This is a genomic window from Agromyces allii (assembly GCF_009749385.1).
GTDB lineage: Bacteria > Actinomycetota > Actinomycetes > Actinomycetales > Microbacteriaceae > Agromyces > Agromyces allii.
Genome location: NZ_WBIN01000013.1, coordinates 19,965 through 43,011 on the forward strand (window position 1 = coordinate 19,965; position 23,047 = coordinate 43,011).

23 protein-coding genes, 1 tRNA gene and 1 riboswitch are annotated in these 23,047 nt (G+C 71.8%); of the genes, 10 read left to right on the plus strand and 14 right to left on the minus strand.

Features of this window, described 5'->3' with window-relative positions; translation table 11 throughout:
* Positions 1–91: 91 nt before the first annotated feature.
* A tRNA-Gly gene (locus tag GQR16_RS16215) sits at positions 92–163 on the plus strand.
* Between the two features lie 109 nt (positions 164–272).
* Here the strand turns inward: GQR16_RS16215 and GQR16_RS16220 are convergent.
* Positions 273–656: a winged helix-turn-helix transcriptional regulator gene (locus GQR16_RS16220; protein ID WP_157416207.1), complete on the minus strand. Its 384-nt coding sequence runs from the start codon at positions 654–656 to the stop codon at positions 273–275.
* 99 nt (positions 657–755) lie between these two features.
* Between GQR16_RS16220 and GQR16_RS16225 the strand changes: the two genes are divergently transcribed.
* Positions 756–1,634, plus strand: a complete 879-nt coding sequence (locus tag GQR16_RS16225; protein ID WP_170298539.1) for an SDR family oxidoreductase — start codon at positions 756–758, stop codon at positions 1,632–1,634.
* A 215-nt stretch (positions 1,635–1,849) separates the two neighbouring features.
* Positions 1,850–3,616, plus strand: a complete 1,767-nt coding sequence (locus GQR16_RS16230; protein ID WP_157416209.1) for a S8 family peptidase — start codon at positions 1,850–1,852, stop codon at positions 3,614–3,616.
* Between the two features lie 121 nt (positions 3,617–3,737).
* Here GQR16_RS16230 and GQR16_RS16235 read toward each other — a convergent pair whose 3' ends face one another.
* On the minus strand, positions 3,738–4,196 hold the full coding sequence (locus GQR16_RS16235; RefSeq protein WP_170298540.1) for a hypothetical protein: 459 nt from the start codon (positions 4,194–4,196) through the stop codon (positions 3,738–3,740).
* Positions 4,197–4,370: 174 nt separating this feature from the next.
* On the opposite strand from GQR16_RS16235, the gene GQR16_RS20090 reads away from it, so the two are divergent.
* Positions 4,371–7,331, plus strand: coding sequence for a helix-turn-helix transcriptional regulator (locus tag GQR16_RS20090; protein WP_170298541.1), 2,961 nt, complete (start codon positions 4,371–4,373; stop codon positions 7,329–7,331).
* An 18-nt stretch (positions 7,332–7,349) separates the two neighbouring features.
* On the opposite strand, the gene GQR16_RS16245 is transcribed toward GQR16_RS20090, so the two are convergent.
* Positions 7,350–7,622 carry a DUF4242 domain-containing protein gene (locus tag GQR16_RS16245; RefSeq protein WP_157416212.1) on the minus strand — a complete coding sequence of 91 codons (273 nt, stop codon included), beginning with the start codon at positions 7,620–7,622 and terminating at the stop codon, positions 7,350–7,352.
* Between the two features lie 100 nt (positions 7,623–7,722).
* Between GQR16_RS16245 and GQR16_RS16250 the strand changes: the two genes are divergently transcribed.
* The gene (locus GQR16_RS16250; RefSeq protein ID WP_157416213.1) at positions 7,723–8,526 is read left to right on the plus strand and encodes an MOSC domain-containing protein; all 804 of its coding nucleotides are present in this window, start codon (positions 7,723–7,725) and stop codon (positions 8,524–8,526) included.
* Positions 8,527–8,544: 18 nt separating this feature from the next.
* Here the strand turns inward: GQR16_RS16250 and GQR16_RS16255 are convergent, their stop codons facing one another.
* The 7 genes from GQR16_RS16255 to GQR16_RS19980 form a co-directional block, all read right to left on the minus strand.
* A complete protein-coding gene (locus GQR16_RS16255) occupies positions 8,545–9,240 on the minus strand; it encodes a hemerythrin domain-containing protein (protein ID WP_157416214.1) in 696 nt (231 codons plus the stop codon).
* 99 nt (positions 9,241–9,339) lie between these two features.
* Positions 9,340–9,891, minus strand: a complete 552-nt coding sequence (locus GQR16_RS16260; RefSeq protein WP_157416215.1) for a dihydrofolate reductase family protein — start codon at positions 9,889–9,891, stop codon at positions 9,340–9,342.
* Positions 9,892–10,035: 144 nt separating this feature from the next.
* The gene (locus GQR16_RS16265; RefSeq protein WP_157416216.1) at positions 10,036–10,800 is read right to left on the minus strand and encodes an ABC transporter permease; all 765 of its coding nucleotides are present in this window, start codon (positions 10,798–10,800) and stop codon (positions 10,036–10,038) included.
* Entirely contained in the window at positions 10,797–11,630 is an 834-nt protein-coding gene (locus GQR16_RS16270; RefSeq protein WP_157416217.1) for an ABC transporter ATP-binding protein, read from the minus strand. Before GQR16_RS16270 ends, GQR16_RS16265 begins: the two co-directional genes overlap by 4 nt.
* The gene (locus GQR16_RS16275; RefSeq protein WP_157416218.1) at positions 11,627–12,010 is read right to left on the minus strand and encodes a DUF1048 domain-containing protein; all 384 of its coding nucleotides are present in this window, start codon (positions 12,008–12,010) and stop codon (positions 11,627–11,629) included. Before GQR16_RS16275 ends, GQR16_RS16270 begins: the two co-directional genes overlap by 4 nt.
* Before the next feature lie 2 nt (positions 12,011–12,012).
* Entirely contained in the window at positions 12,013–12,384 is a 372-nt protein-coding gene (locus GQR16_RS16280) for a PadR family transcriptional regulator (protein WP_157416219.1), read from the minus strand.
* A 331-nt stretch (positions 12,385–12,715) separates the two neighbouring features.
* The gene (locus GQR16_RS19980; protein WP_246200890.1) at positions 12,716–14,047 is read right to left on the minus strand and encodes a hypothetical protein; all 1,332 of its coding nucleotides are present in this window, start codon (positions 14,045–14,047) and stop codon (positions 12,716–12,718) included.
* Positions 14,048–14,251: 204 nt separating this feature from the next.
* Here GQR16_RS19980 and GQR16_RS16290 point away from each other — a divergent pair, with 204 nt between their 5' ends.
* Together GQR16_RS16290 and GQR16_RS16295 are read left to right on the plus strand one after the other, a co-directional pair.
* On the plus strand, positions 14,252–14,935 hold the full coding sequence (locus GQR16_RS16290; RefSeq protein ID WP_157416220.1) for a ClpP family protease: 684 nt from the start codon (positions 14,252–14,254) through the stop codon (positions 14,933–14,935).
* Positions 14,932–15,546, plus strand: a complete 615-nt coding sequence (locus tag GQR16_RS16295) for a ClpP family protease (protein WP_157416221.1) — start codon at positions 14,932–14,934, stop codon at positions 15,544–15,546. The genes GQR16_RS16290 and GQR16_RS16295 overlap by 4 nt, the downstream gene beginning before the upstream one ends.
* On the opposite strand, the gene GQR16_RS16300 is transcribed toward GQR16_RS16295, so the two are convergent.
* Positions 15,543–15,962 (minus strand): helix-turn-helix domain-containing protein, encoded by a 420-nt coding sequence (locus GQR16_RS16300; RefSeq protein WP_157416222.1) that lies wholly within the window; start codon positions 15,960–15,962, stop codon positions 15,543–15,545. The two genes, GQR16_RS16295 and GQR16_RS16300, sit on opposite strands and share 4 nt — an antisense overlap.
* Before the next feature lie 89 nt (positions 15,963–16,051).
* Positions 16,052–16,146: riboswitch (TPP riboswitch) on the plus strand.
* Here GQR16_RS16300 and GQR16_RS16305 point away from each other — a divergent pair.
* Entirely contained in the window at positions 16,137–17,576 is a 1,440-nt protein-coding gene (locus GQR16_RS16305) for an MFS transporter (protein WP_157416223.1), read from the plus strand. (Overlaps the previous riboswitch by 10 nt.)
* On the opposite strand, the gene GQR16_RS16310 is transcribed toward GQR16_RS16305, so the two are convergent.
* The 3 genes from GQR16_RS16310 to GQR16_RS16320 all read right to left on the minus strand — a co-directional run bounded on the left by GQR16_RS16310 (position 17,515) and on the right by GQR16_RS16320 (position 20,881).
* The gene (locus GQR16_RS16310; protein WP_170298542.1) at positions 17,515–18,417 is read right to left on the minus strand and encodes a DMT family transporter; all 903 of its coding nucleotides are present in this window, start codon (positions 18,415–18,417) and stop codon (positions 17,515–17,517) included. The two genes, GQR16_RS16305 and GQR16_RS16310, sit on opposite strands and share 62 nt — an antisense overlap.
* A 103-nt stretch (positions 18,418–18,520) precedes the next feature.
* Positions 18,521–19,516: a type I glyceraldehyde-3-phosphate dehydrogenase gene (gene gap, locus GQR16_RS16315; protein ID WP_157416224.1), complete on the minus strand. Its 996-nt coding sequence runs from the start codon at positions 19,514–19,516 to the stop codon at positions 18,521–18,523.
* A 27-nt stretch (positions 19,517–19,543) separates the two neighbouring features.
* Positions 19,544–20,881, minus strand: coding sequence for an MFS transporter (locus GQR16_RS16320; protein ID WP_157416225.1), 1,338 nt, complete (start codon positions 20,879–20,881; stop codon positions 19,544–19,546).
* 68 nt (positions 20,882–20,949) lie between these two features.
* On the opposite strand from GQR16_RS16320, the gene GQR16_RS16325 reads away from it, so the two are divergent.
* Both GQR16_RS16325 and GQR16_RS16330 read left to right on the plus strand, forming a co-directional pair.
* A complete protein-coding gene (locus GQR16_RS16325) occupies positions 20,950–21,357 on the plus strand; it encodes a MerR family transcriptional regulator (RefSeq protein WP_157416226.1) in 408 nt (135 codons plus the stop codon).
* Positions 21,358–21,529: 172 nt separating this feature from the next.
* On the plus strand, positions 21,530–22,984 hold the full coding sequence (locus GQR16_RS16330) for a hypothetical protein (RefSeq protein ID WP_157416227.1): 1,455 nt from the start codon (positions 21,530–21,532) through the stop codon (positions 22,982–22,984).
* Positions 22,985–23,047 lie beyond the last annotated feature (63 nt).

Genomic DNA, 23,047 nt, shown 5'->3' on the forward strand with positions numbered 1-23,047 from the left:
GGAAGCCGACGCGACCGGGCGGGCATCCTAGCTGTCAACGACGCACCTCTCTCTGGGGTATGGTCGTACAGCACGCAGAAATGCAGGCAGTGCGGATGTGGCGCAGTGGTAGCGCATCACCTTGCCAAGGTGAGGGTCGCGAGTTCGAATCTCGTCATCCGCTCAGAACACGAGAAATTCAGAACACGAGAAGGCGGGCTCCCGGTCGGGGGCCCGCCTTCGTCGTTCCCGGCCTCGCCCGGCCCGCCCGCAGGCGTTCCCGACCCGCCCGGTCAACTCGCCGCGGCATCCGCCTCGACGGGCACGATGTCGCCTGCATGCACCGCCACCCACTGCACGAGCGGCAGCATGTGCTGCATGAGCTCGCGGCCGAGGTCGGTGAGCGCGTACTCGACGCGCGGCGGCACCTCGGGGTACGACGTGCGCGAGACGAGGCCGTCGGCCTCGAGCGTGCGCAGCGTCGAGGCGAGCATCTTCTCGCTGATGCCCTGCACCTCGCGGCGCAGCTCGCCCCAGCGTTGCGTGCCGTCGGTGAGCGCGAGCAGCACGAGCACGCCCCACTTGCTCATGATGTGATCGAGGACGACCCGGGTGGGGCAGCCCTCGGTGAAGACTTCTCCGGACGAACGCCGGATCTCCGCAAGACTTACCGTCATGTGGGTAGCTTACTTCAAAGTGGGTACCCTCCAGCGGGAATGCATCGGCCGCGACATCCGGTTGTCCCCCATGTACCCAATCGGAAGGAACCGCACCTCATGACCATCCTCGTCACCGCCGCCTCGGGCCAGCTCGGCCGCCTCACCGTCGACGCCCTCCTCGCCCGCGGCGCAGAGCCGTCGAGCATCGTCGCCGGTGCGCGCGACACCTCCAAGCTCGCGGATGTCGCGGCGCGCGGCGTGCGCACGGTCGAGCTCGACTACAGCAAGCCCGACACGATCACGGCCGCCCTCGAGGGCGTCGACACCGTGCTGCTCATCTCGGGCTCCGAGCTCGGCCAGCGCGTCGCGCAGCACCGCAACGTGGTCGACGCCGCGAAGGCCGCCGGCGTGGCCAAGCTCGTCTACACGAGCGCGCCCAAGGCCGCCACCGCCGACTACCCGCTCGCCCCCGAGCACGCCGGAACCGAGGCCGTCATCGCCGAGTCGGGCGTGCCCGCGGTGATCCTGCGCAACAACTGGTACATCGAGAACTACGCGGCGGATGTCGCGCGCGCCGCCGAGTCGGGCGTGGTCGCCTCCTCGTCGGGCGACGGCTCGATCGTCGGCGCGACGCGCGCCGACCTCGCCGATGCCGCAGCCGTCGTGCTGCTCGAGGACGGCCACCTGGGCGAGGTCTACGAGCTCTCCGGCGACCGGGCGTTCACCTACGCGGACCTCGCGGTCGCGGCATCCGAGATCCTGGGCCGCGAGGTGGCGTTCACGCCGCTGACGACCGCCGAGCACGTGGCCGCCCTCGAGGGCGCCGGGCTGCCCGCCGACATCGCCGGCTTCGTCGCGGGCATCGACGCCGGCATCGCGAGCGGCGTGCTCGACGTGCCCGCCGGCGGCATCTCGCGCCTCACCGGCCGCCCGACGACCTCGCTCGTCGACGGCCTGCGCGCCGCACTCGCCGAGCAGGCGCCGGCCGCCGCGTAAGGCCGTCGCACCGATCGGATGCCGCGGGCGCTCGTGCGCCCGCGGCATCCGTCGTCTGCGGGTCGAATGCGGCCGAGTGCGTGCGCGCGAACCGCCGATGAGCGGTGATTCGCTGCACGCGCCGCGCGTATCGTGCGAGGTCCGCACAACCCCTTGTTCCACCCCTTCGCCGAGTGGGAGGCTCTCGATCATCACGCTCGATGTGAAGGAGAACCATGCGTAGATTCCGCACCATCGCAGTAACATCCGCATTCGCGCTCGCCCTGACGGCCCTGGCCGCCGCACCGGCGAGCGCGTTCACGACCGCCGTCGGCGACGAGACGGGCGAACAGGAGTTCGTCGTGCTCTTCACCGCCGGCACCTCGTCGGCCGCCGCGAAGGCCGCCGTCGTCGCCGCAGGCGGCACGATCGTCACCGAGAACACCGACGTCGGGGTCGCAACGGTGCGCACCACCGACTCCGACTTCGAGGCGCAGGCCCTCGCGCAGGGCGCCATCGAGGGCACCGCGCAGAACCGCGTCATCGCCGACGTGCCCGACGACGCCGTCAGCGGCGAGCAGGCGAAGAAGCTCGACGCCGCCGAGGCCGAGGTGCGCCAGAACGGCGGCAAGACGCCCGCCGGCACCGCTGCGAAGAAGGGCAACGGCAAGACGCTCACCGCCGAGCCGCTCGCCTCGCTCCAGTGGGACATGCAGCAGATCGGCGCCACCGTCGACGGCTCGTACAAGGTCGAACCCGGCAACAAGAAGGTGCTCGTCGGCATCCTCGACACCGGCGTCGACGGCACCCACCCCGACATCGCCCCGAACTTCGACAACGCGAAGAGCCGCAACTTCACGGTCGACATCCCGTTCGACGCGAACGGCGACGTCATCGACGGCCCCTGCGAAGACGAGGCCGACGGCTCGTGCAACGACGCCGCGAACGTCGACGAAGACGGACACGGCACGCACGTCGCCTCGACGATCGGCTCGCCGATCAACGGCATCGGCATCGCCGGCGTCGCGCCGAACGTGACGCTCGTGAACCTGCGCGCCGGACAGGACTCGGGCTACTTCTTCCTGCAGCCCTCGATCGACGCCCTCACCTACGCGGGCAAGATCGGCGTCGACGTGGTCAACATGAGCTACTACGTCGACCCGTGGCTGTTCAACTGCGCGAGCCACCCGGCCGACTCCCCCGAAGACCAGCAGGAGCAGCAGACGATCGTGAAGGCCATGCAGCGTGCGCTCGACTTCGCGCGCAACCGCGGCGTGACGCTGGTCTCTGCGGCGGGCAACGGCGCGACCGACTACACGAAGGTCATCAGCGACGTGGGCAGCCCCGACTTCGCCGACGTGCCCGGTGAGGTCGCGTACACGCGCGACCTGCTCGACCCCGCGACCTGCACGTCGATGCCCAGCGAGGGCAAGGGCGTCATCTCGGTGAGCAGCACCGGCGTCTCGAAGCGCAAGGCGTACTACTCCGACTACGGCAACGGCTACATCGATGTCGCGGCCCCCGGCGGCGACGTCTACGACACCCCGACGAACACGCGCGACATCAGCAAGGCGATCCTCGCCGCCTACCCGAAGTCGCTCGCCCTCGAGTCCGGCGCGATCGACGAGGCCGGCAACGTGCTGGTGGCCGGCGTCGTGAAGAGCTGCGACGCGGCGGGCACCACCTGCGGGTACTACCAGTACCTCCAGGGCACGTCGATGGCCTCGCCGCACGCGACGGGCGTCGCCGCGCTCATCGTGAGCAAGTACGGCATCCCCGACGTGATCCGGGGCGGCAAGTACCTGCCCCCGGCCATCGTCGACGCGCGCCTGCGCCAGACGGCCGTCGACACGGCGTGCCCGACCCCGGCGGCGTTCACCTACACGCGCATCACGCCGGCCGGCGCGACGCTCACCGCGACCCACACCTGCGAGGGCAACCTGAAGCAGAACGGGTTCTACGGCAACGGCATCGTCAACGCGCTGAAGGCGGTGGGCAAGTAGCCGCGGGCGGTCGCTGACCGCGACACCTCAGCACGACTGCACGACAGCACGACAGCACCGGCGGGGCCGGCCTCTTGGGAGGTCGGCCCCGTCTCGTGTGCGGCGAGCCCTCGGCATCCGCTCACCAGTCCTTCACCTGCTGCGGCGGGATCTCGACCTCGGGCGCCGGCGTGGGCCGCTGGTCGGCGAGGCTGCCGTTGTCGTCGATCGGCGGCGTCGGGCGGACGTCGGCGAGCGTCTGCTTGTCGTCGAGCACGGCGGCGATGGAGGCCCCCGCCCCCAGGCCCGCGGATGTCTCGTCGGAGGTCTCCTCGACGGTCGCGTTCGCGCCACTCCCGCCGGTCGAGCCGCTGCCGTCGCCGCTGCCGTCGCCGTCGCCGTCGCCGTCGCCGTCGGAGCAGAGCCCCTCTGGCGCCCGGTCGCGAACGTAGGCCGGCATGTTGCAGATCTCCGTCGAGTGCATCGTCGCCTTCTGCCGATGCAGGTCGGACGGCAGGCTCGCCGTCATCGGTGCGCAGGCCGACAACGCCAACAGCGCCGCGGCGGCCGGAGCACCCCAGAACGTCTGGTGCGTGTTCATGATCCTCACTCCCTCGTGACGGTCGAGCGGCGGCCGTCGAACACTGCACACGGTAGGCATCGGGTCAAGTCGCGACATGACGAGGACCGCCCATCTTCGGCCGCCCGTGCGAGGACCCGGCATGGGCAATTCGGGTCATCGACCACCACCGGGGCCGGGGCTATCGTGGAGGGCATGCGGGACTGGTCCGCTCCGGCGTTGCCGCCGAGCTGGACGGCGGCCGGCGTCTCACCGTTCGTGGCGCGACGCGAGCAACGGAGCGCCCTCGACGCGGCCTACGCGGGCGTCGAGTCGGGCGAAGGTCGAACCGTGTTCATCAGCGGCGAACCCGGAACCGGCAAGTCGAGGCTGCTGAGCACGGCCTGCGCCGAGCTGCACGAGCGCGGCGCCGTGGTGCTCACGGGCGCGTGCATCCAGGAGCTCGGGCGCCCGCTCGAGCCCTTCGACCAGCCGCTGATGCAGCTGCTCGCCGCGATCGACGGCCACGAGCTCCTCAGGGAGGCCTTCGCCCCCGACGACGAGCGCCGCGACGCCCCGCCCATCGCCCAGGATCGACTGTTCGACGCCGTCGCCGAACTGCTCGCCGAGGCATCCGTCGACCGACCGATCGTGCTCGCGCTCGACGACGTGCACTGGGCCGGCGAGGACGCCGTGCGGCTGCTCGAGCTGCTCGTCGCCGCCATCGCGAGGGCCAGGGTGCTCGTGCTCGTGGCCCTTCGGCCGAGCCCGCCCGACCGGTCCGACGCCCTCTCGGGACTGATCATGCGGCTCACGCACCTCGCGCGCGTGGACCGCCTCGAGCTCGCGCCCTTCTCGCGCCGCGAACTCGTCGAGTACATCGGGGCGCGTGCGGACCTCGCGCCGTCGCGCGCCCAGGCGGTCGCCCACGCGCTGTTCGACCTCACCGGGGGCAACCCGTTCCTCGTGCGTGCCACGTGGCGGCAGGTCGTCGCCGCCATGGGCGACGAGCACGCGAGGGTCGAGATGCCCGAGTCCGCGTACGAGCTGCTGCAGCCGCGGCTCGCCCTGCTCGCCCCGCACGAACTCGACGTGCTGAAGGTCGCCGCACTGCTCGGCGTCGAGGTCGACCTGACCGAGCTGCTCGCGATGGGCGCATCCTCGCCCGACGACGCGCTCGTCGCGATCGACGGGATCCTCGGCGCAGGCCTCCTCGAACCGCCGCCGGGCGACACCGGCCCGTACCGGTTCCCGCACGCGATCGCCCGCCAGGCGATCCTCGACCTGATCCCGCCGTCGACCGCGATGCGGCTGCACGCCCACATCGCCGATACCCTCGAGAGCCGGTTCCCGTCGGCCCCGCGGCTCGTGCAGCGACTCGCGCACCACTACAGCGCCGCCCGGGCGCTCGGCTACGGCGACCGCGCGGCGACGTTCCTCATCCGGTCGGCCGAGTCCGCCGAGCGCAGGCTCGCCCACGATGAAGCGGGTCGACTCTACGACCGCGCAGCCGAGGTCACGCCGCTGGCCGACGAACGCGACCGGCTGCGCGGGCGCGCAGCCCGCAGCTGGGCGCTCGCCTCGGACTTCGCGATGGCGCGAGCCGAGCAGGAGAAGCGCATGGACACCGCCGATCCGCGCACCCGGGTGCGCGCCGCGATCGGGTTCGAGGACGCCTCGTGGCGCCCGGGCCGCGAGGGCGCGCGCGCCGCGGAGTTGCTGAACTCCGCGATCGGCGGCATCCCGGCCGACCCCCGCGACGCCCTGTACGTGCACGCGCTCGCGAGCCTCGGTCGTGCCAGGGCCTTCACGGGCGAGCTCGAGCGCGGCCGCGATCTCGTCGATCGGGCGGTCGCCCTCGCCCGCGAGCTCGACGACGACCTCACCCTGGCGGCCGCGCTCCGAGCGCAGATCTCGTTCTTCCAATGGCCGCAGGGCGCCCGCGACCGCATCGGGCAGGCGCGCGAGCTCGAACGCCTGACCGCGGGCATCGACGAGGACTGGGGCGGGCTCTGCAGCATCGTGCGGAGCCTCTCGTCGTACGTCATCGGCGACCGGCCGGGCATGCGCGACGCCGCGCACGGGCTCGCCGAGGCATCCGAACGGTGGGGCGCGTACTGGCGGTACTGGATCGTCTGCGCGCGGTTCGGCGAGGCGTTCGTCGACGGCCGCCTCTCGGACGCCGCCGCCCACCTGAACCGCATGGGCGCCCTCGAGAACTCGTTCCGCTCCGACTTCACGTCGGGAGCGGGCGCGACGCAGACCTTCCTGCTCCGGCGCGAGTCGGGCCGACTCGGCACCGTCGCGCGGCTCATCACGGGCGACGAGGACCCCGCGACGCACTGGGCCCCCGGCCTGCTCGCCCTGTACCTCGAGTTCGGCATGACCGAGCCCGCCCGTCGCACCCTGCACGGGCTGCTCGAGCACGACGGCCCTCGCCTGCACGTGTCGGGCGAGTGGCCGAGCCGTCTGGCCCTCATGGCCGAGGCCGCGGCCAAGCTGCGAGATGCGGATGCCGCGGCAGCACTCCGCCCCATGTTCGCCGAGTTCGCGGGCGGCAACCTCGTGAGCGGGTTCTACATCGCCATGTTCGGTGCGGCCGACCGGTACGTCGGGGAGCTCGACGCGGTCTGCGGGGACGCGGATCCGACCCCGGCCCTCGAGCGGGCGATCGAGTTGTGCGAGCAGACCGAGGCGCCGCTGCACCTCGTGTACGCCCTCGCCTCGGCGTCGGCGTCGCAGGGGGCCAGTGGCGACCTGCCCGCCGCGCGGGAATCCGCGGCGCGCGCCCGCGCGATCGCCGGGCCGCTCGGACTCCGGCGGGCGCTCGACGGCCTGCCCGAAGGCCTCGGCTCGGACGGGCTGCCGGGCGCGCCCGTGCGGACGGACGGGGCGGACGGGACGGGCGGGGTGAACGGGTCGACGCCGGAACCGTCAGACGCGTCGGCGACTCCGGGGCGCCCGGCCGCGGCATCCGAAGCCCCCGACGGGCTCACCGCGCGCGAACTCGAGGTGCTGCGCCTGCTCGCCGACGGGCTCAGCAACCGCGAGATCGCGACCGAGCTCGTGATCAGCGACCACACCGCCGCCAACCACGTGCGGAGCATCCTCATGAAGGTCGGCGCACCGAACCGCACGCGCGCGGCGCGCTACGCCCGCGACCACGGCATCGCGTGAAGCGGGCGCCGGCCGCGCTCATTCGACCGCGGCGAACGCCCCGCTCGGCAGCACGCGCCCGTCGACCTCGGTGATGACGTCGTGCGGCATGCCCGCACGATCGGCGGCGGCGATGATCGCCTCGATCGACGGCGCCTCGTAGACGCAGTAGCTCTTGCGGCGGTCGACCGAGAGGAACGAATAGAGCCAGCGCACGTCCTCGTCGTCGTTGATGAGGTTGATCTCGTCGGCCGACTCGAGCGGCACGAGCACGTCTTCGGCGTAGTTGCGTTCGATGATGTAGTACGGCATGACCCCTCCCCCGCGGGCTACGGCAGAGGGTACGCCTGTACGACGGATGCCGCCGCCTCCGTCGGCCTTCCGTCCACCTCCGGGCGGGTAGCGTGTTCGCATGCAGCTCACCCGCGTTCGTCTCTACCCCGTGAAGTCGCTCGGCGGCCTCGACGTGCGATCCGCACGCGTCGAGCCCTGGGGACTCGCGACCGACCGTCGCTGGGCCGTCGTCGACGACACGGGCCGCACGGTCACCGCACGCGAACGCAACCAGATGCTGGGCCTCACGGCCGAACCGCTGGCCGACGGCGGGGTGCTGCTCGGCGGTGCGACCTCCGACCCGCTCCGCATCGACGTGCCGACGCAGGCGGCGCCGGTCGCCGTGGGCGTCTCCCGTCAGGGCACGGCCCTCCCCGCCGGTGCCGAGGCAGATGACTGGCTGAGCGAGCGCATCGGGCAGTCGGTGCGACTCGTGTGGCAGCCCGACCCGACCGTGCGGCCCGTGAGCGCCGAGCACGGCGGACTCGAGGGCGATCACATGTCGCTCGCCGACGCCGCTCCCCTGCTGCTCACGACCGAGGCCTCGCTCGCTGCGCTCAACGCGTGGACCGACGAGGGCACGCCCGAACTCGACATGCTGCGGTTCCGGCCGAACCTCATCGTCGACGGCGACGCTGACGCGCCGTTCGCCGAAGACGACTGGGGCTTCGTCACCATCGGCGACGTTCGCTTCCGCAACGCCGGCGGATGCGACCGCTGCATGATGACCGGCATCGACCCGGTCACGCTGCAGCGCGGGTTCGAACCGATCCGCACGCTCTCGAAGCACCGCCGCCGTGACGGCAAGACCTGGTTCGGCGTGCTGCTCGTGCCGCAGAACCTCGGCGAGCTCGCCGTCGGCGACGCCGTGACGGTCGACTGACGCCGGCGCGGGTCGGGCTCAGCGCGTGCCGAGCAGCTCGGCGCGGTTCTTCTCGTAGGAGCGGCGACCGAACGCGCGCCAGATCACGCGCACGGGTGCGGGCAGGTTGCGCCGCATCCAGTCGTCGCCGCCGTCGGGCTGGGCCGCCAGGATCGAGCCGAGCATGACGAACGTCTTGCCCTTGGGCGTCGCGGCCCGGCCGTGCTCGCCGAACCACTCGATCTCCTTCTGGGTGAAGGTGTGCTCCATGACGGGCACGATGTTCGCCTCCTCGTCCGGCAGGTGCACGTCGAGCGCCTCGTTCACCCCCTCGATCGCGGACAGCACGGATGCCGCATCCGCACGTGACCCGCTCGCACGCCAGGCGGGCAGCGCGGCGTCGAGCGCCGTCAGGTGCACGAGCAACTGCGCGTGATGCTCCTTCATCCGGGAGACGTGCAGCGTGCATCCGGGGGCACGCTGCTCGAGGCGATCCCACAGCATCGCGTCTTCGCCCTCGTGGTGGGCGTGCAGGCTCGTCGACAGCATCGCGAGGTGGTCGCCGACGGCGTCGGCGTGCGCGGCGTCGGCCTCGGCGACGCCGGTCACGAGCGCAGCGCCCTCGCCGAACCCGACCTTGAACAGGCGGTGGATCTCGGCCATGCCGCGGGCGTCGCAGGTCTTGCCGCCTGGCGCCGGCGCATCACCGCTCGAGGGAAGGGCTGCAGCGGACACGTTCGCTCCGATCGACGATGAACAGGCGATCGGAGGCTACTCCGACCCGCCGCCGGGCGGCAAGGGAGCCGCGAGCGCCCGCCCGCGGCATCCGCCTGCTCAGTGCTCGACGTCGTAGACGGCCTTGATGATGCCGTTGTCGTAGACGGCCTGGTCGACGAGCTTCAGCGTGCCCGTCGCGTTGCCGTCGAAGAGGCGCTTGCCCGTGCCGAGCGTGACCGGGAAGATCAGCAGGTGGTAGCGGTCGACGAGGCCGGCCGCCGCGAGCGACTGCCCGAGCTTCGCACTGCCGTGCACGATGATCGGCCCGCCCTCGCCGTTGCGCAGCTCGGCGACCTCGTCGAGCGAGCGCAGCACATGCGAGTTGTTCCACTCGGGGTCGGCGAGCGTCGACGAGACGACGTACTTCGGCATCGCGTTGTACTCGGCGAACTCGTCCATGGTCGGCCAGATCGGCGCGAACTCGTCGTAGCTCTGCCGCCCCAGCAGCATCGCGGATGCCTCGAGCTGCTCGGTTCCCTTCAGCTCGTACGCCTCGACGACGAAGGGCACCTCCTTGAAGGTCCAGCCCGCGCGCGGGTGGTCGCCGCCGCCCGGGGAGTCCATGACGCCGTCGAGGCTGACGAACGCGGTGATGATGATGGGACGCATGGGCTGCTCGCTTCCGGTCGAGGGTCGTTCTGGGTGAGACGCGACATCCGCTCTCATTCAAGCGTCGAACGGGCGCGGGCGGAATCGACATCCGCTCGCGCCCGTTTCGGCGTTGCTGTGCTGTGCTGTGTGCGCGTCGACCGCTCAGCTGAACTTGCGACGGTAGATCGCGATCGCCCAGATGTAGGCCGCCACGAGGATGCCGACGAGCCAGGCGAGCGCGACCCAGAGGTCGCCGCCCACGGGCTGCCCCGCGAACAGCGCTCGCAGCGAGTCGACGATCGAGGTCACCGGCTGGTTCTCGGCGAACCACGCGACCGGCGCCGGCATGGAGTCGGTCGGCACGAACGCCGAGCTGATGAACGGCAGGAAGATGAGCGGGTAGCTGAACGCGCTCGCCCCGTCGACCGTCTTCGCCGAGAGTCCGGCGACCACGGCGAGCCACGTCAGGGCCAGCGTGAACAGGGCCAGGATGCCGGCCACCGCGAGCCAGGCTCCCACGCTCGCGCCGGTGCGGAAGCCCATGAGCAGCGCGACGCCGATGACGATCGCCACCGAGACGAGGTTCGCGATGACCGACGTGAACACATGCGCCCAGAGCACGCTCGACCTCGCGATCGGCATGGACTGGAAGCGCTCGAAGATGCCGCCCTGCAGGTCGAGGAACAGCCGGTACGAGGTGTACGCGATGCCCGACGCGATCGTGATCAGCAGGATGCCCGGGAGCATGTAGTTGATGTACGACTCGTCGGACCCGGTGTTGATGGCCCCGCCGAGCACGTAGACGAAGAGCAGCATGAGCGCGATCGGGGTGACCGCGGTCGTGATGATCGTGTCGGGGCTGCGGAGGATGTGCGTCAGCGAGCGGCCCGTGAGCACACGGGTGTCGCCGAGGACGTGGGTGGTCATGATGAGGCCTTTCCGGTGTCGGAGGTGGTGCCGGACGCGGAGGTGGTGCCGGACGCGGATGCCGCGCCGGCGCCGACCAGGGTGAGGAAGACGTCCTCGAGGGAGGGCTGCTTCTCGACGTACTCGACCTTCGCGGCCGGCAGGAGCTGCTTGAGCTCGGCGAGGGTGCCGTTCTGGATGATGCGGCCCTCGTGCAGGATCGCGATGCGGTCGGCCAACTGCTCGGCCTCGTCGAGGTACTGCGTGGTGAGCAGCACGGTCGTGCCGCCCTTCGCGAGCTGCTTGACGGTCTCCCAGACCTCGATGCGCGCCTGCGGGTCGAGACCCGTGGTCGGCTCGTCGAGGAAGATGATCGACGGCTCGCCGATGAGGCTCATCGCGATGTCGAGCCGGCGACGCATGCCGCCCGAGTAGGTCGCCGCCCTGCGGCCGCCCGCCTCGGTGAGCGAGAACCGCGCGAGCAGGTCGTCGGCGATGGCGCCCGGGTTCTTCAGGTGCCGGAGCTTGGCGACGAGCACGAGGTTCTCGCGCCCGCTCAGCACCTCGTCGACCGCGGCGAACTGCCCGGTGAGGCTGATCGACTCGCGCACGTCGCCCGGCTCGGCCGAGACGTCGAAGCCCTGCACCGTCGCGGAACCGGCGTCGGCCTTCAGCAGCGTCGACAGGATGCGCACGAGCGTCGTCTTGCCGGCTCCGTTCGAGCCGAGCAGCGCGAAGATGCTGCCCGCCTTCACGTCGAAGTCGACGCCCTTCAGCACCTGGAGGTCCTTGAAGGACTTCTCGATGCCCTGCACCCGGATCGCGGGTGCGGGCTGGGTTGCGGTGGTCATCGGTCTTCCTTCCCTTCGGCCTCTTCGAGGCCCTCGATCGTCTTGGTGAGGCGGTTGCGCTCCTTGTCGACCCAGCGCTTGCCCACGTAGGCCTCGCTGAAAGCCTCGGCGAACGCGACCGAGTCGTCGCCGACGATCGCGCTGACGGGCGTCTCGTCGACCGCGGCACGCTCCCACAGGTCGGCGAAGTCGCCGAGCATGGTCATCATGACCGCGGGGTCGCCGTCGGTGATGCCGCCCTGGTACATGAAGTACCGCTCGAACGCGTTCGCGGCCGTGCGATACGGCTCGGGCAGCGCCGCGATGCGGGCCTTGTACTGCCGGTACTGCTTCTTCTGCTCGAGCGAGCCGGTGAGGGCTTCGATCCACTTCGCGGTCATGGTCATGCTCCTTCTGCTTCGTCGGTGTCGTGCGTGTCGTGCGTCGGTCGGATATCGCGGTGGAGCTGTTCGATGCGTTCGGCGAGGAAGCTCCAGGTCCTCCAGAACTCGTCGAGGTACTCGCCGCCGGTCGCGTTCAACGCGTAGACCTTGCGCGGCGGGCCCTTCTCGGACGGGACCTTCTCGACGTCGACGAGGCCGCGCTGCTCGATGCGGACCAGCAGGGCGTAGATCGTGCCCTCGGCGATGTCGGAGAAGCCCTGGTCGCGGAGCCGGGCGGTGATCTCGTACCCGTATGCCGGCTGCCTGGCCAGGATCGCGAGGACGATGCCCTCGAGCGTGCCCTTCAGCATCTCGGTCGTCTGCTTGCCCATGGAATCCTCCTTCTTCTACTCGGTTGCTTCTGGTACTCGGTGTTGCTGACTACTGGTACATAGTAAGCATGAGTACCGGTACTTAGCAAGACCGAATACTGAAGAATTCTGGATGCCGATGGCAGGGCGCGCTCGTCGCGCGACGTCGTGCGAGCAGCGCGGTGCAGGCAGGCGGACAGCCGCCGGCCTCGTCACGGGTGTTCGACGGATCCGGCGCCCGCGCGAAGGGTCCCCGAAGCGCCGAACACCCGTGGCGCGCCTCAGCCGGGGCGCGGGAAGGGGAGGTTCGGGAGCGGGGAGAGGGGAGAGGTGAGGGAAGGAGGGGCGCGGGTCAGGCGAGGGCGGCGCGCGCCTTGGCGTACTTCTCGGCGAGGCGGGCCTGGGTCTCGTGGTCGAGCTTGCGCAGGCGCCAGGGCGCGGAGTTGTCGGCGATGTCGGCGAGCTTGACGTTGCGCGCCACCGCGTTGGTGCGGATGCGCGCGTAGTACTCGGCCGCGGAGACATCGGGCGTGCGCGTGAGCAGCTGCACGGCGTCGATGATCTCGTGCTCGACGCCCGCCTCGCGAAGCCGCTCAGCGGTGAGGTCGGTGTCCTCGAGCACGTCGTGCAGCCACGCCACGGCGACCTCGGCCGGCTGCGCGATCGGGTCGAAGGTCTCGGCCACGCGCGCGGGGTGGTCGATGTACTCGGCGCCGAGCTTGTCGGTCTGGCCGCGGTGCGCCACGAACGCGATGCCCTGCGCGAGCCCGATCTGCAGTGCGGCCGCGTTCGCGCCTGGTGCCACCGGGCGAGCGGATGCCGGCGTCGGTGCGGCGGCGCCTGCCGTCGGCGTGTGCGCCGGAGCGGCAGAGGCGGGCGCGATCGGCGTGACGGGCGCGATCGGCGCGGCCGGAACCGCACGCGCCGGGGCCGGAGCGGGAGCGGACCCCGCGACCACCGCCTCGAACTGCTCGAAGGTCCAGTCGGCGTCGGATTCCATCGTCATGTCCACGTCTTTCGTGCTGCGTGCAGGGAGGTCGGCGGCTGCCGGCTCGGGAGTGTCTCGGGGGTCGTCGGTGCCGAACCCGGCGACGAGCGCGATGCGCTCATCGGGCTCGGCCCGCTCATCGGGCTCGGCGGGCCCGGCCTCGACGCGCGCCGCCGGCGCGACCGGCGTGATCGGGGCCGTCGCGCGAAGCGGGAACACCGGGCCGGTGGAACGGAGGGGCGCCACGGGTCCGGTGGATCGGAGCGGCGCCACTGGCCCGGTCGCACCGACGGGTCCGGTCGCTCCCGCCGACTCGCGCTCGTCGAGCAGCTCGGTCCAGGCGGGGTCCTCGAGCGGATCGTGTCCGGCGACGGGCCGCACGAACCCGAGCTCGGCCTCGAGCTCGGCCATCTCGTCGGCGTCGAGTTCGTGCATCGACCGGATCTCGCTCGTGCGCCGCACAGCGACGTAGCGCTCGGAGACCTCGGTCATGAGCGCGCCCGTGTCGGTCGCGAAGAACCGCGGGCCGGCATCGCCGGCGACCTCGACGATGGTCTCCTCGTACTCGCCGCCGGGTTCGAGCGAGCACACGTGATAGCGGAATCGCCCGTCGTCGGACGCTCGCCGAGGGGTCGCCGCTGACGCGCGTGCGGCCGCACGACGACCGGGGGGCGGGTCGTCAACGGATGTCGTCACTCGGGCTCCTGGCCGTCGGGGGTCGGTTGGGGCGGCGCCGAAGCGCAGTCCGATTCTACGAGAGGGGCGCCGCCGCGGCATCCCCCGCGCCGATCGGACCGTGTTCAGCCCACGGCAGCACTGCCCAGGGCAGCACTGCTCACGGCAGCACTGCCCACGGCGGAAACGCCGGCACGCGACATCCGCTCGGCGCACTCTGGAGGCATGAGCGAAGACACCCAGGCCCCACTGCATCCGATCGATGCGGACCTCTCGACCCAGCTGTTCCGCCAGCGCGTCATCGTGCTCGGCAGCGAACTCGACCAGAACCTCGGCAATCGGCTCACGAGCCAGCTGCTGCTGCTCTCGGCCGAGGACCCCGACCGCGACATCGCGTTCTGGATCAACTCGCCCGGCGGCTCGGTGACCGCCATGCTCGCGATCATGGACGTCATGAAGGCGATCCCGAACGACGTCGCCACGGTCGCGATAGGCATGGCGGCGAGCGCCGGCCAGTTCCTGCTCTCGTCCGGGACGCCCGGCAAGCGCGTGGCCCTGCCGCACGCACGCATCCTCATGCACCAGGGGTCGGCCGGCATCGGCGGCACCGCGGTCGACGTCGAGCTGCAGGCCGACGACCTGCGGCAGACGCGCGACACCATGCTGGGCCTCCTCGCCGAGCACACCGGGCAGCCGCTCGAGCGCATCACCGAGGACTCGCTGCGCGACCGCTGGGTGAGCGCCGACGAGGCCGTCGCCTACGGGTTCATCGACCGGGTCGTGCACGACGCGATCGACATCTACCCCGGTGCGCGCGGGCGCCTGCACGGTCCCGGTTTCCGGTCGGATGCCACGAGCCACCCGCTCGCAGACCCCGCCGCCGCGGCCAGGCAGGGGGCGCTCGCATGAGCGGCTACACGATCCCGTACGTGACCGAACGGCGCGGCAACGTCGAGCGCACGGTCGACGTGTACAGCAGCCTGCTCGCCGAGCGGATCATCACCCTCGGCACCGAGATCGACGACGGCGTGGCCAACGTGCTCATCGCCCAGCTGCTGCACCTCGAGGCCGACAGCCAGGAGGCGCCCGTGCACCTCTACCTCAACTCCCCCGGCGGATCGCCGCAGGCCGCGCTCGCGGTGTACGACACCATGCAGCACATCCGGCCGGCGGTCGCGACGACGTGCGTGGGGCAGGTCGGCGGCCCCGTCGCCATGCTGCTCGCTGGCGGAGCGCCCGGCATGCGGGGCATCCTGCGCCACGGGCGCGCGGTGCTGCACCAGCCGTCGACGCAGGGGCGCGGCTCCATCCCCGACCTCATCATCCACGCCGACGAGGTGCTGCGCGTTCGCGGCGAGCTCGAGGCCGTGCTCGCGCACGACACCGGGCGCACGCGCGAACAGGTGCGCCACGACACCGATCGGGAGCTGATCCTGGATGCCGCGGCCGCCGTCGAGTACGGGCTCGCCGACCGGGTGGTCGCGGTGCAGCGGCCCGGCGCACCGGCGCTCGAGGGCTAGGCGACGAGGGCGACGTCGTGGATCGAGCCCGCGACCGGAGCCGACGTCTCGTGATGCGCCGGCCACCCACCACGCGCGGTGAGGTCGAGCACGACGAGCGGGCGCGGCGACGTCTGCGCCTCCCGGCCCGTGAGCTCGGCGGCGACCCCGGCGGCGACGTCGAGCAGGGTGAGCCCCAGCGCCTCGGTCACGGCGGCCAGGATCTCGCTCGAGGGCTCCTTGCGGCCGCGTTCGATCTCGGAGAGGTACTGCGTCGAGACGTCGGCGTCGCGTGCGACATCGGCCAGGATGCGTTCCTGGGCGAGGCGTTCTCGCCGGAGGAAGGCGCCGAGCGCCTCGCGCCAGAGCGGGGTGCGCTCGCGTTCGGCGCCGCGCCGCGGCATCCGCTCGGTCTCCTGCAGCCGGATCGCGTCCATGTCGCGAGGCTACCCAGCCGGTGGGCGGATGTCTCGCGCATCCGCTCAGGGCAGAATCCGGCGCGTGCCGGCGAACCGCTAGGCTCGCGGGCAGTGACACGGGGTGCCGCGATCCGCGGCTGAGATCACACCCGTCGAACCTGATCTAGTTCGGACTAGCGAAGGGATGTCGCGATGAGCGATCGCGCGTACGTCGACCCTGCCCACCCGCCGGCGCTGCCCGCCACTGACCATGAGGCGCTGGGCCGGAGCCTGCCGCCCGGACCGCCACCGGGCGACGGCTCGTCACCGCCCGGCCGCGCTCGCCGAGCCGTCGCCGCGGCCTCGATCGGCACGGCGCTCGAGTGGTACGACTTCTTCCTCTACGGCACGGCTGCGGCGCTCGTGTTCCCTGCGCTGTTCTTCCCCGACGAGGATCCGCTGACGGGCGTGCTGCTCTCGTTCGCGGTCTACGCGACCGGGTTCCTGGCGCGCCCGCTCGGCGGGCTCGTCGCCGGACATCTCGGCGACCGGTACGGCCGGCGCACCACGCTGCTCGGCACGCTGCTCGTCATGGGCATCGCCACGACCCTCATCGGACTGCTGCCCACCCACGCGCAGGTCGGCGCGCTCGCACCCGCGCTGCTGGTGCTGCTCCGCCTCGCGCAGGGCGCCGCGACCGGTGGCGAGTGGGGCGGCGCCGTGCTGCTCGCGATCGAGAGCTCACCCGCGCGCGCCGGTGCGCGCGGCGGCCTCGTGCAGAGCGCGCTGTACGTCGGCCTGATCCTCGGCAACCTCGCGTTCGTCGTGCTCGTGGGCGCCCTCGACGAGCAGCAGCTGCTCGCGTGGGGGTGGCGGATCCCGTTCCTCGCGAGCATCGTGCTCGTCGGGGTCGGCGTCCACCTGCGGCGCCGCGTCGACGAGTCGCCGGAGTTCACGGCGCTCCTCGAGCGGCGTCGTGCGTCGCGTCATCCGCTCCGGGAGGTGCTCCGTCGTCCGCGCAACGTGGTCGCCGTGTTCCTGGTGCGTGCCGGGCAGAACACGACCTTCTACCTCGTGTCGGTGTTCTGCCTCGGCTACGCCGCGAGCCTCGGCGTCGAGCGTTGGGTCACGCTCACGGCGCTGCTCGTGGGCGCCGGCATCGCGGTCGTCGCGTGCCCGATCTGGGGCCGCCTCGGCGAGCGCATCCTGCCGGCGCGACTGACGATCGCCGCACTCGGCGGCCTCGCCGTGATCGCCGTGCCCGTCTTCGTGGCCCTCGAGTCGGGTTCGGCCGCGCTCGTCATCGGCGTGGTCGCGCTGACGATCGGCGTGGTCAACGCGGCCGCCGACGGCGTGCAGCCGATGTGGTTCGCCTCGCTCTTCGACGCGAGGGTGCGCTACTCGGGTGTCACGATCGGACGCGAGGCGGGTGCGATCGTCGGCGGCGGGCTCTCGCCGCTGCTCGCCGCGTGGCTCGTCGCCACCGCGGGGCACTGGTGGCCGGTCGCCGCCATGATGGTCGTCGCGGCGGCACTCGGCATGGTCGGCGCAGTGCTCGCCCGCGACGAACCTGGAGCGACCGTGGACAGCGCTACTCGACCGGCGCCGGCTCGGGTGGACCCACGGCGACGGGATCGCGGCGACGGCGCGTGACGAGGTACGAGCCGGCGAGCACGAGCACGAAGCCGACGACGGTCCAGACGGTGATGCGCTCGCCGAGCACGAGCACCCCGGCGACGATCGCGACGGCCGGGTTCACGTAGGTGATCGTGGTCGCCTTCACGGGGCCGATCTCGCCGATGAGCGCGACCATGAGGATGAACGCGAGCGCGCTGCACACGACCGCGAGCACGATGATCGAGACCACCACGGGCGTCGAGGGCCAGGCGGTCGGCCAGGCCGAGGTCGCGAACACGACCGGCACGTAGATGACGGCCGCCACGGCCAGCGAGACGGCGACCACGCCGATGCCGGGCAGGTCGGGCATCCACCGGGAGAGGATCGCCGGGCCCAGGGCGTAGCCGACGACCACGACGGCCATCTCAGCGACGGCGCCGAGATCGGAGCCGGCGACGTCGAGCCCGACGAGGGCCGCGACGCCGAGCATGCCGACGGCGATGCCGAGCCAGTTCGAGCCGCTGAGACGCTCGGGGCGCCCCATGGCGAACGCGATCGCGACGCCCGCGAGCGGCACGGCGGCCAGCAGCAGGCCGGCGGTCGAGCTCGGCAGCTGCTGCTCGGCGGAGCTGAGGAAGTACCAGGGCAGCACGATCTCGACGATCGTGTACGCGAGCATCGGCTTCCAGCGGCGCACGACGGCGACGACCTCGCGACGGAAGAACGCGAGCGGCAGCAGCAGCACGGCGGCCAGCCCGGATCGGCCGAGCACCACCATGGCGGGCTCGAGCTCGCTCACCGCGATCTTGATGAAGAGATAGGGGATGCCCCACGCGATGCCGAGCGCGGCGAACAGCAGAACCCCTCGACGCGTCACCGCGCCAGTCTGGCGCATGCCGCCGACATCGTCACCCGGTGCCGACGACGCGGAAGGGCCCTCCACCGGCCATGCCGGTGAAGGGCCCCCCGATCCGCCGAGGTCAGGCGGCGAGCAGCTGCAGCGAGTCGATCACGCGGTTCGAGAAGCCCCACTCGTTGTCGTACCAGGCGACGACCTTGATGTGCTTGCCGTCGACGCGGGTGAGCTCCGAGTCGAAGATCGACGAGTGCGGGTTGCCGACGATGTCGCTCGACACGAGCGCCTCGTCGGAGTACTCGAGCACGCCGGCGAGGGGGCCGTCGGCCGCGGCCTTGTAGGCGGCGAGCACCTCGTCGCGGGTGACGTCCTTCGCGACGGTCGCGTTGAGCTCGACGATCGAGCCCACGGGGATCGGCACGCGCATGGCGTCGCCGCTGAGCTTGCCGTCGAGGTTCGGCAGCACGAGGCCGATGGCCTTCGCGGCACCGGTCGAGCTCGGCACGATGTTCTCGGCGGCGGCGCGGGCGCGACGCGGGTCGGAGTGCGGGGCGTCCTGCAGGTTCTGGTCCTGCGTGTACGCGTGCACGGTCGTCATGAAGCCGTGCTCGATGCCGGCGAGGTCGTCGAGGACCTTCGCGAGCGGGGCGAGCGCGTTCGTCGTGCACGACGCGTTCGAGACGATGACGTCGGTCTCGGGGTTGTACGCCTCGGTGTTCACGCCGTAGACGAGCGTGGCGTCGGCGCCGCTGGCCGGGGCCGAGACGAGCACCTTCTTGGCGCCCGCGGCGATGTGGGCCTTCGCGGCCTCGGCGTCGGTGAAGCGGCCGGTCGACTCGAGCACGAGCTCGACGCCGAGCTCGCCCCAGGGGAGCTTCGCGGGGTCGCGCTCGGCGAGCACCTTCACGCGGCGGCCGTCGATGACGAGCACGTCGCCGTCGACCTCGACGGTGCCGCGGAAGCGGCCGCCCGCCGTGTCGTACTTGAGCAGACGCGCGAGCTCGGCCGGGGAGGTGAGGTCGTTGACGGCGACGAGCTCGAGGTCGGCGTCGCGCTCGATGAGTGCGCGGACGACGTTGCGTCCGATGCGGCCGAATCCGTTGATCGCGATGCGGGTCATGCGTGGGGTCCTTTCGTGGGGTACCCCTCAACCATGCGCGCGATCACCCTCCGGCAACAGTGGCCCGAAAGACGCGTCCCGAAAGGATCTCGCCACGATGAGCAGTCCGATCACGGATGCCGCGACGACCGTCGCCCCGAAGGCGGGCAGGGGTGCGGTTCCCGCGCCGCCGACGATGCCCGCCGCGATCCCGGCGCCGACGGCGATGCCGAGGTTGAACACCACCGGGATCAGCGCGCCCGCCAGGTCGCGGTGGGCGGCGCCCGCGAGCTGCAGGATCATCGTCTGCGCGAGGGGCGGAACAGCCCCCGACGCGACGCCCCACACCACGACCACCACGATGCCGACCGCGGGGCTCGTGCCGACGAGCGCCAGCGCGCCGAGGGCGAGCCCCGTCGCGACGGCCGCCACGACGAGCGCCCGGGCGGTTCGGGCGCCGAACCGCCCCGCGAGCACGACGCCGCCGGCCGAGGCGAGGCCGAACACGAGCAGCATCGTGCCGACGCCGCCCGGCAGCGGGGCCGCGGCCTCCGCGAGCATCCGGGTGATGAACGTGTAGACGCCGTAGTGCCCCACCAGCAGCAGGCCCACGAGGGCGACCACGGCGAGCATCGGGCGGATGCCGCGCGCCCGGCCTGCCTGCGCGGTCGGCTGCGGCGCGGCATCCGTCGCCCCACCCGTGCCCGTGCTCGCGGGGTGCGTGACGGGCCGCGCGGATCGCCGCACGACGACCCGCACGGCGATCGCCGAGGCCAGTGCCGCGACCGCGAGCCCCGCGAACGTCGCCCGCCAGCCGACGCCCTGTGCGACGAGGCTCGCGATCGGGGTGCCGATGACCATGCCGAGCGTCGCACCGCCGAGCACGATCGCGACGCCGCGCGCCAGGTCGCGTTCGTCGACGAGGTCGGCCGTGAGCGCGTTCGTCGTCGCCCAGAGCAGGCCGACGGCGAGCGCCCCGGCGACGCGACCGGCCACGACGAGCTCGTAGGTCGGCGCGAACGCGGTCGAGGCCGCCGCGAGCGCGAGGCCGACGAGGCTCCAGATCACGACCGTCCGCCGGTCGATGCGGCGCACGAGCCGCACGAGCGGCAGGCTCCCGACGACGACCACGCCCGCCCAGATGGAGACGAGCAGGCCCGTCTGCGCCTCGGAGACCCCCAGTCCTGCGGACATCTGCGGCAGCACCGCCGTCGGCAGCATCTCGGCGGTGACCATGACGAAGGTCGCGGCCCCGAGCACGATCAGCGCCGGCCAGGGCAGGGCGGATGTCGGTGCGCGGCCGGTGCCGGAGCGGGTCGACGCGGTCGTGGCGGTCGTGGCGGTGGTCGTTCCCGAGGTGCTTCGGGCGGTCGTGGCGTCGTCCATGCTTCGACGCTAAACTTTGACATCAATGTCAAGGTCAAGGGGCCCGACAGACGAATCCGGAGGACCGCATGCGCATCGGCGAAGTCGCCCGACAGGCCGGCGTCTCGACGCGGCTCGTACGGTACTACGAGCAGCAGGACCTGCTCGCCGCGACCCGGGGCTCGAACGGATACCGCGAGTACGACGAGGACGACGTGGCGCGCGTGCAGCACATCGCGAGCCTCGTGCAGTCCGGCATCGCGACCAAGCTCGTGAAGGAGCTGCTCGAACTCGAGGACGCCGCCGCCGAAGCCCGACCGAGCTGCCCCCGGGCGGTCGCCGACATGCTCGCGACCGAGCTCGTCGGCATCGAGGAGCGCATCGCCTGCCTCAGCCGCAGTCGCGACACGATCCGCGACTACCTCGCCCGCACCGAGCACGCGGCGGTGCTGTCGGAGCATGCTCACGACCTCGGGGCACGCTCGCCGGTCGAGTAGTCGCGACGCGCGCGGGTCGGGAGGCGGAGCGCGCGGAACCTGAGGTGCCCCCAATGCGGGGGCCATCCTCCGTTTCGTCGACCGTTCAGCCGCTGCCTCTCCGTAGGCTCACGGGATACCCGCGCCGAGACTGGCGTCTCTGCGCGCCCGAACCCTACGTGTAAGGAACCCGATGAAGCGCACCATTCCCGCGCTGGTCGTCGCCGTGCTCGGCGCAGGCCTCGCCCTCGCCGGCACCGTCGCCCCGGCATCCGCCGCGACGCCGACCACCGCGAACTCCGTCGTCGCCAGCTGCGACGCACTGACCGTCGACCTCTCCGGCTACGCCGTCGAGCCCGGCGCCGACGCCGTGTACCAGACCGTCGAGGTCTCCCCCGCCGTCGCCGAGGTCAGCCACACCGACTACGTCTACAAGCCGCTGTTCGGCAAGGTCGAGCACGTCTCGCACAAGGACGCCGGCAAGGTGCTGGTCTACGACTGGACGCTCTACTACTTCACGGGCGAGACCCGCACGCACGTCGAGGTCGCTGCACAGGACGCGGTCACCAAGGAGGAACTGGTCTCGGCCGCGATCCCCGCCGACGCGGAGCCGAACACCGTCACCGTCACGGTCGACGGCGAGCCCGTCGCCGTGGAGACGTTCGGCGCGGCCTACACGCTCACCGACTTCCCGCTCCTCAAGGGCGAGGCGGGCACCGAGGCCTACGGCACGCACACCTACTCGGTGAGCGTCACCGCCTACCAGGGCTTCGGCACCGAGCCCGTCACGAGCGTCGTCGACTCGGGGTCGACCGAGTGCGCGACCGGTGACTTCGCCGCCGTCGCCACGATCGACACCGTCACGACCTGCGGCACCGCAGTCGTCACGCTCACCAACGCCGAGCTCCTCGCCTCGAAGATCAACGGCACGTACTCGGCCATCGTCTCGGTCGACGGCAAGCCGACCGACTTCCTCGCGGTCTTCGAGAACTCGCCCGTCAAGGTCGAGCACGCCTTCGCCAAGGACTCCGGCGCCCACGTCATCGGGGTCCGTACGGGCCCCGCGCACGGCGACACGCTGCTCGCGCAGACCACCGTCCTGACCGACTGCATCGTGAAGCCGACCGACCCGGTCGACCCGGTCGACCCGGCACTCGACCCCAAGGTCGCGATCACCGGCTCGCTGACCCCCGGCGGCTCCATCACCGTCACCGGCACCGGCTTCGCCGCCGACACAGAGTACGAGGTCGAACTGCACTCGACCCCGCAGTCGATCGCCTCGGTCACGTCGGGTTCCGACGGTTCGTTCTCGGGCACGGGCTCGATCGACTCCGACACCCCGACCGGCGACCACGAGATCGTCGTGACCGACGGCGAGGGAAGCTACCGGTTCCCGGTGACCATCACCGCTGCGTCGACCGAGACGCCGACCGACGACGGTGACGACGACGGCACCGACTCGGGCACCGACAACGGCACCGGCACGAGCACCCCGGCAGGCACCGGCACGACCGCGGCGACCGGCACGAAGGCCGGCCTCGCCTCGACCGGCTTCGACACCATGCCGCTCGCGGCACTCGCCGCCGCACTGCTCACGCTCGCGGGCATCGCGTTCGGCGCCCGCCGCGCGATCCGCGTCAAGGGCTGACGCCTGAACGCCGACGCATAGCGCACGCACGAACGGGCGCCCGGTGGATTCCACCGGGCGCCC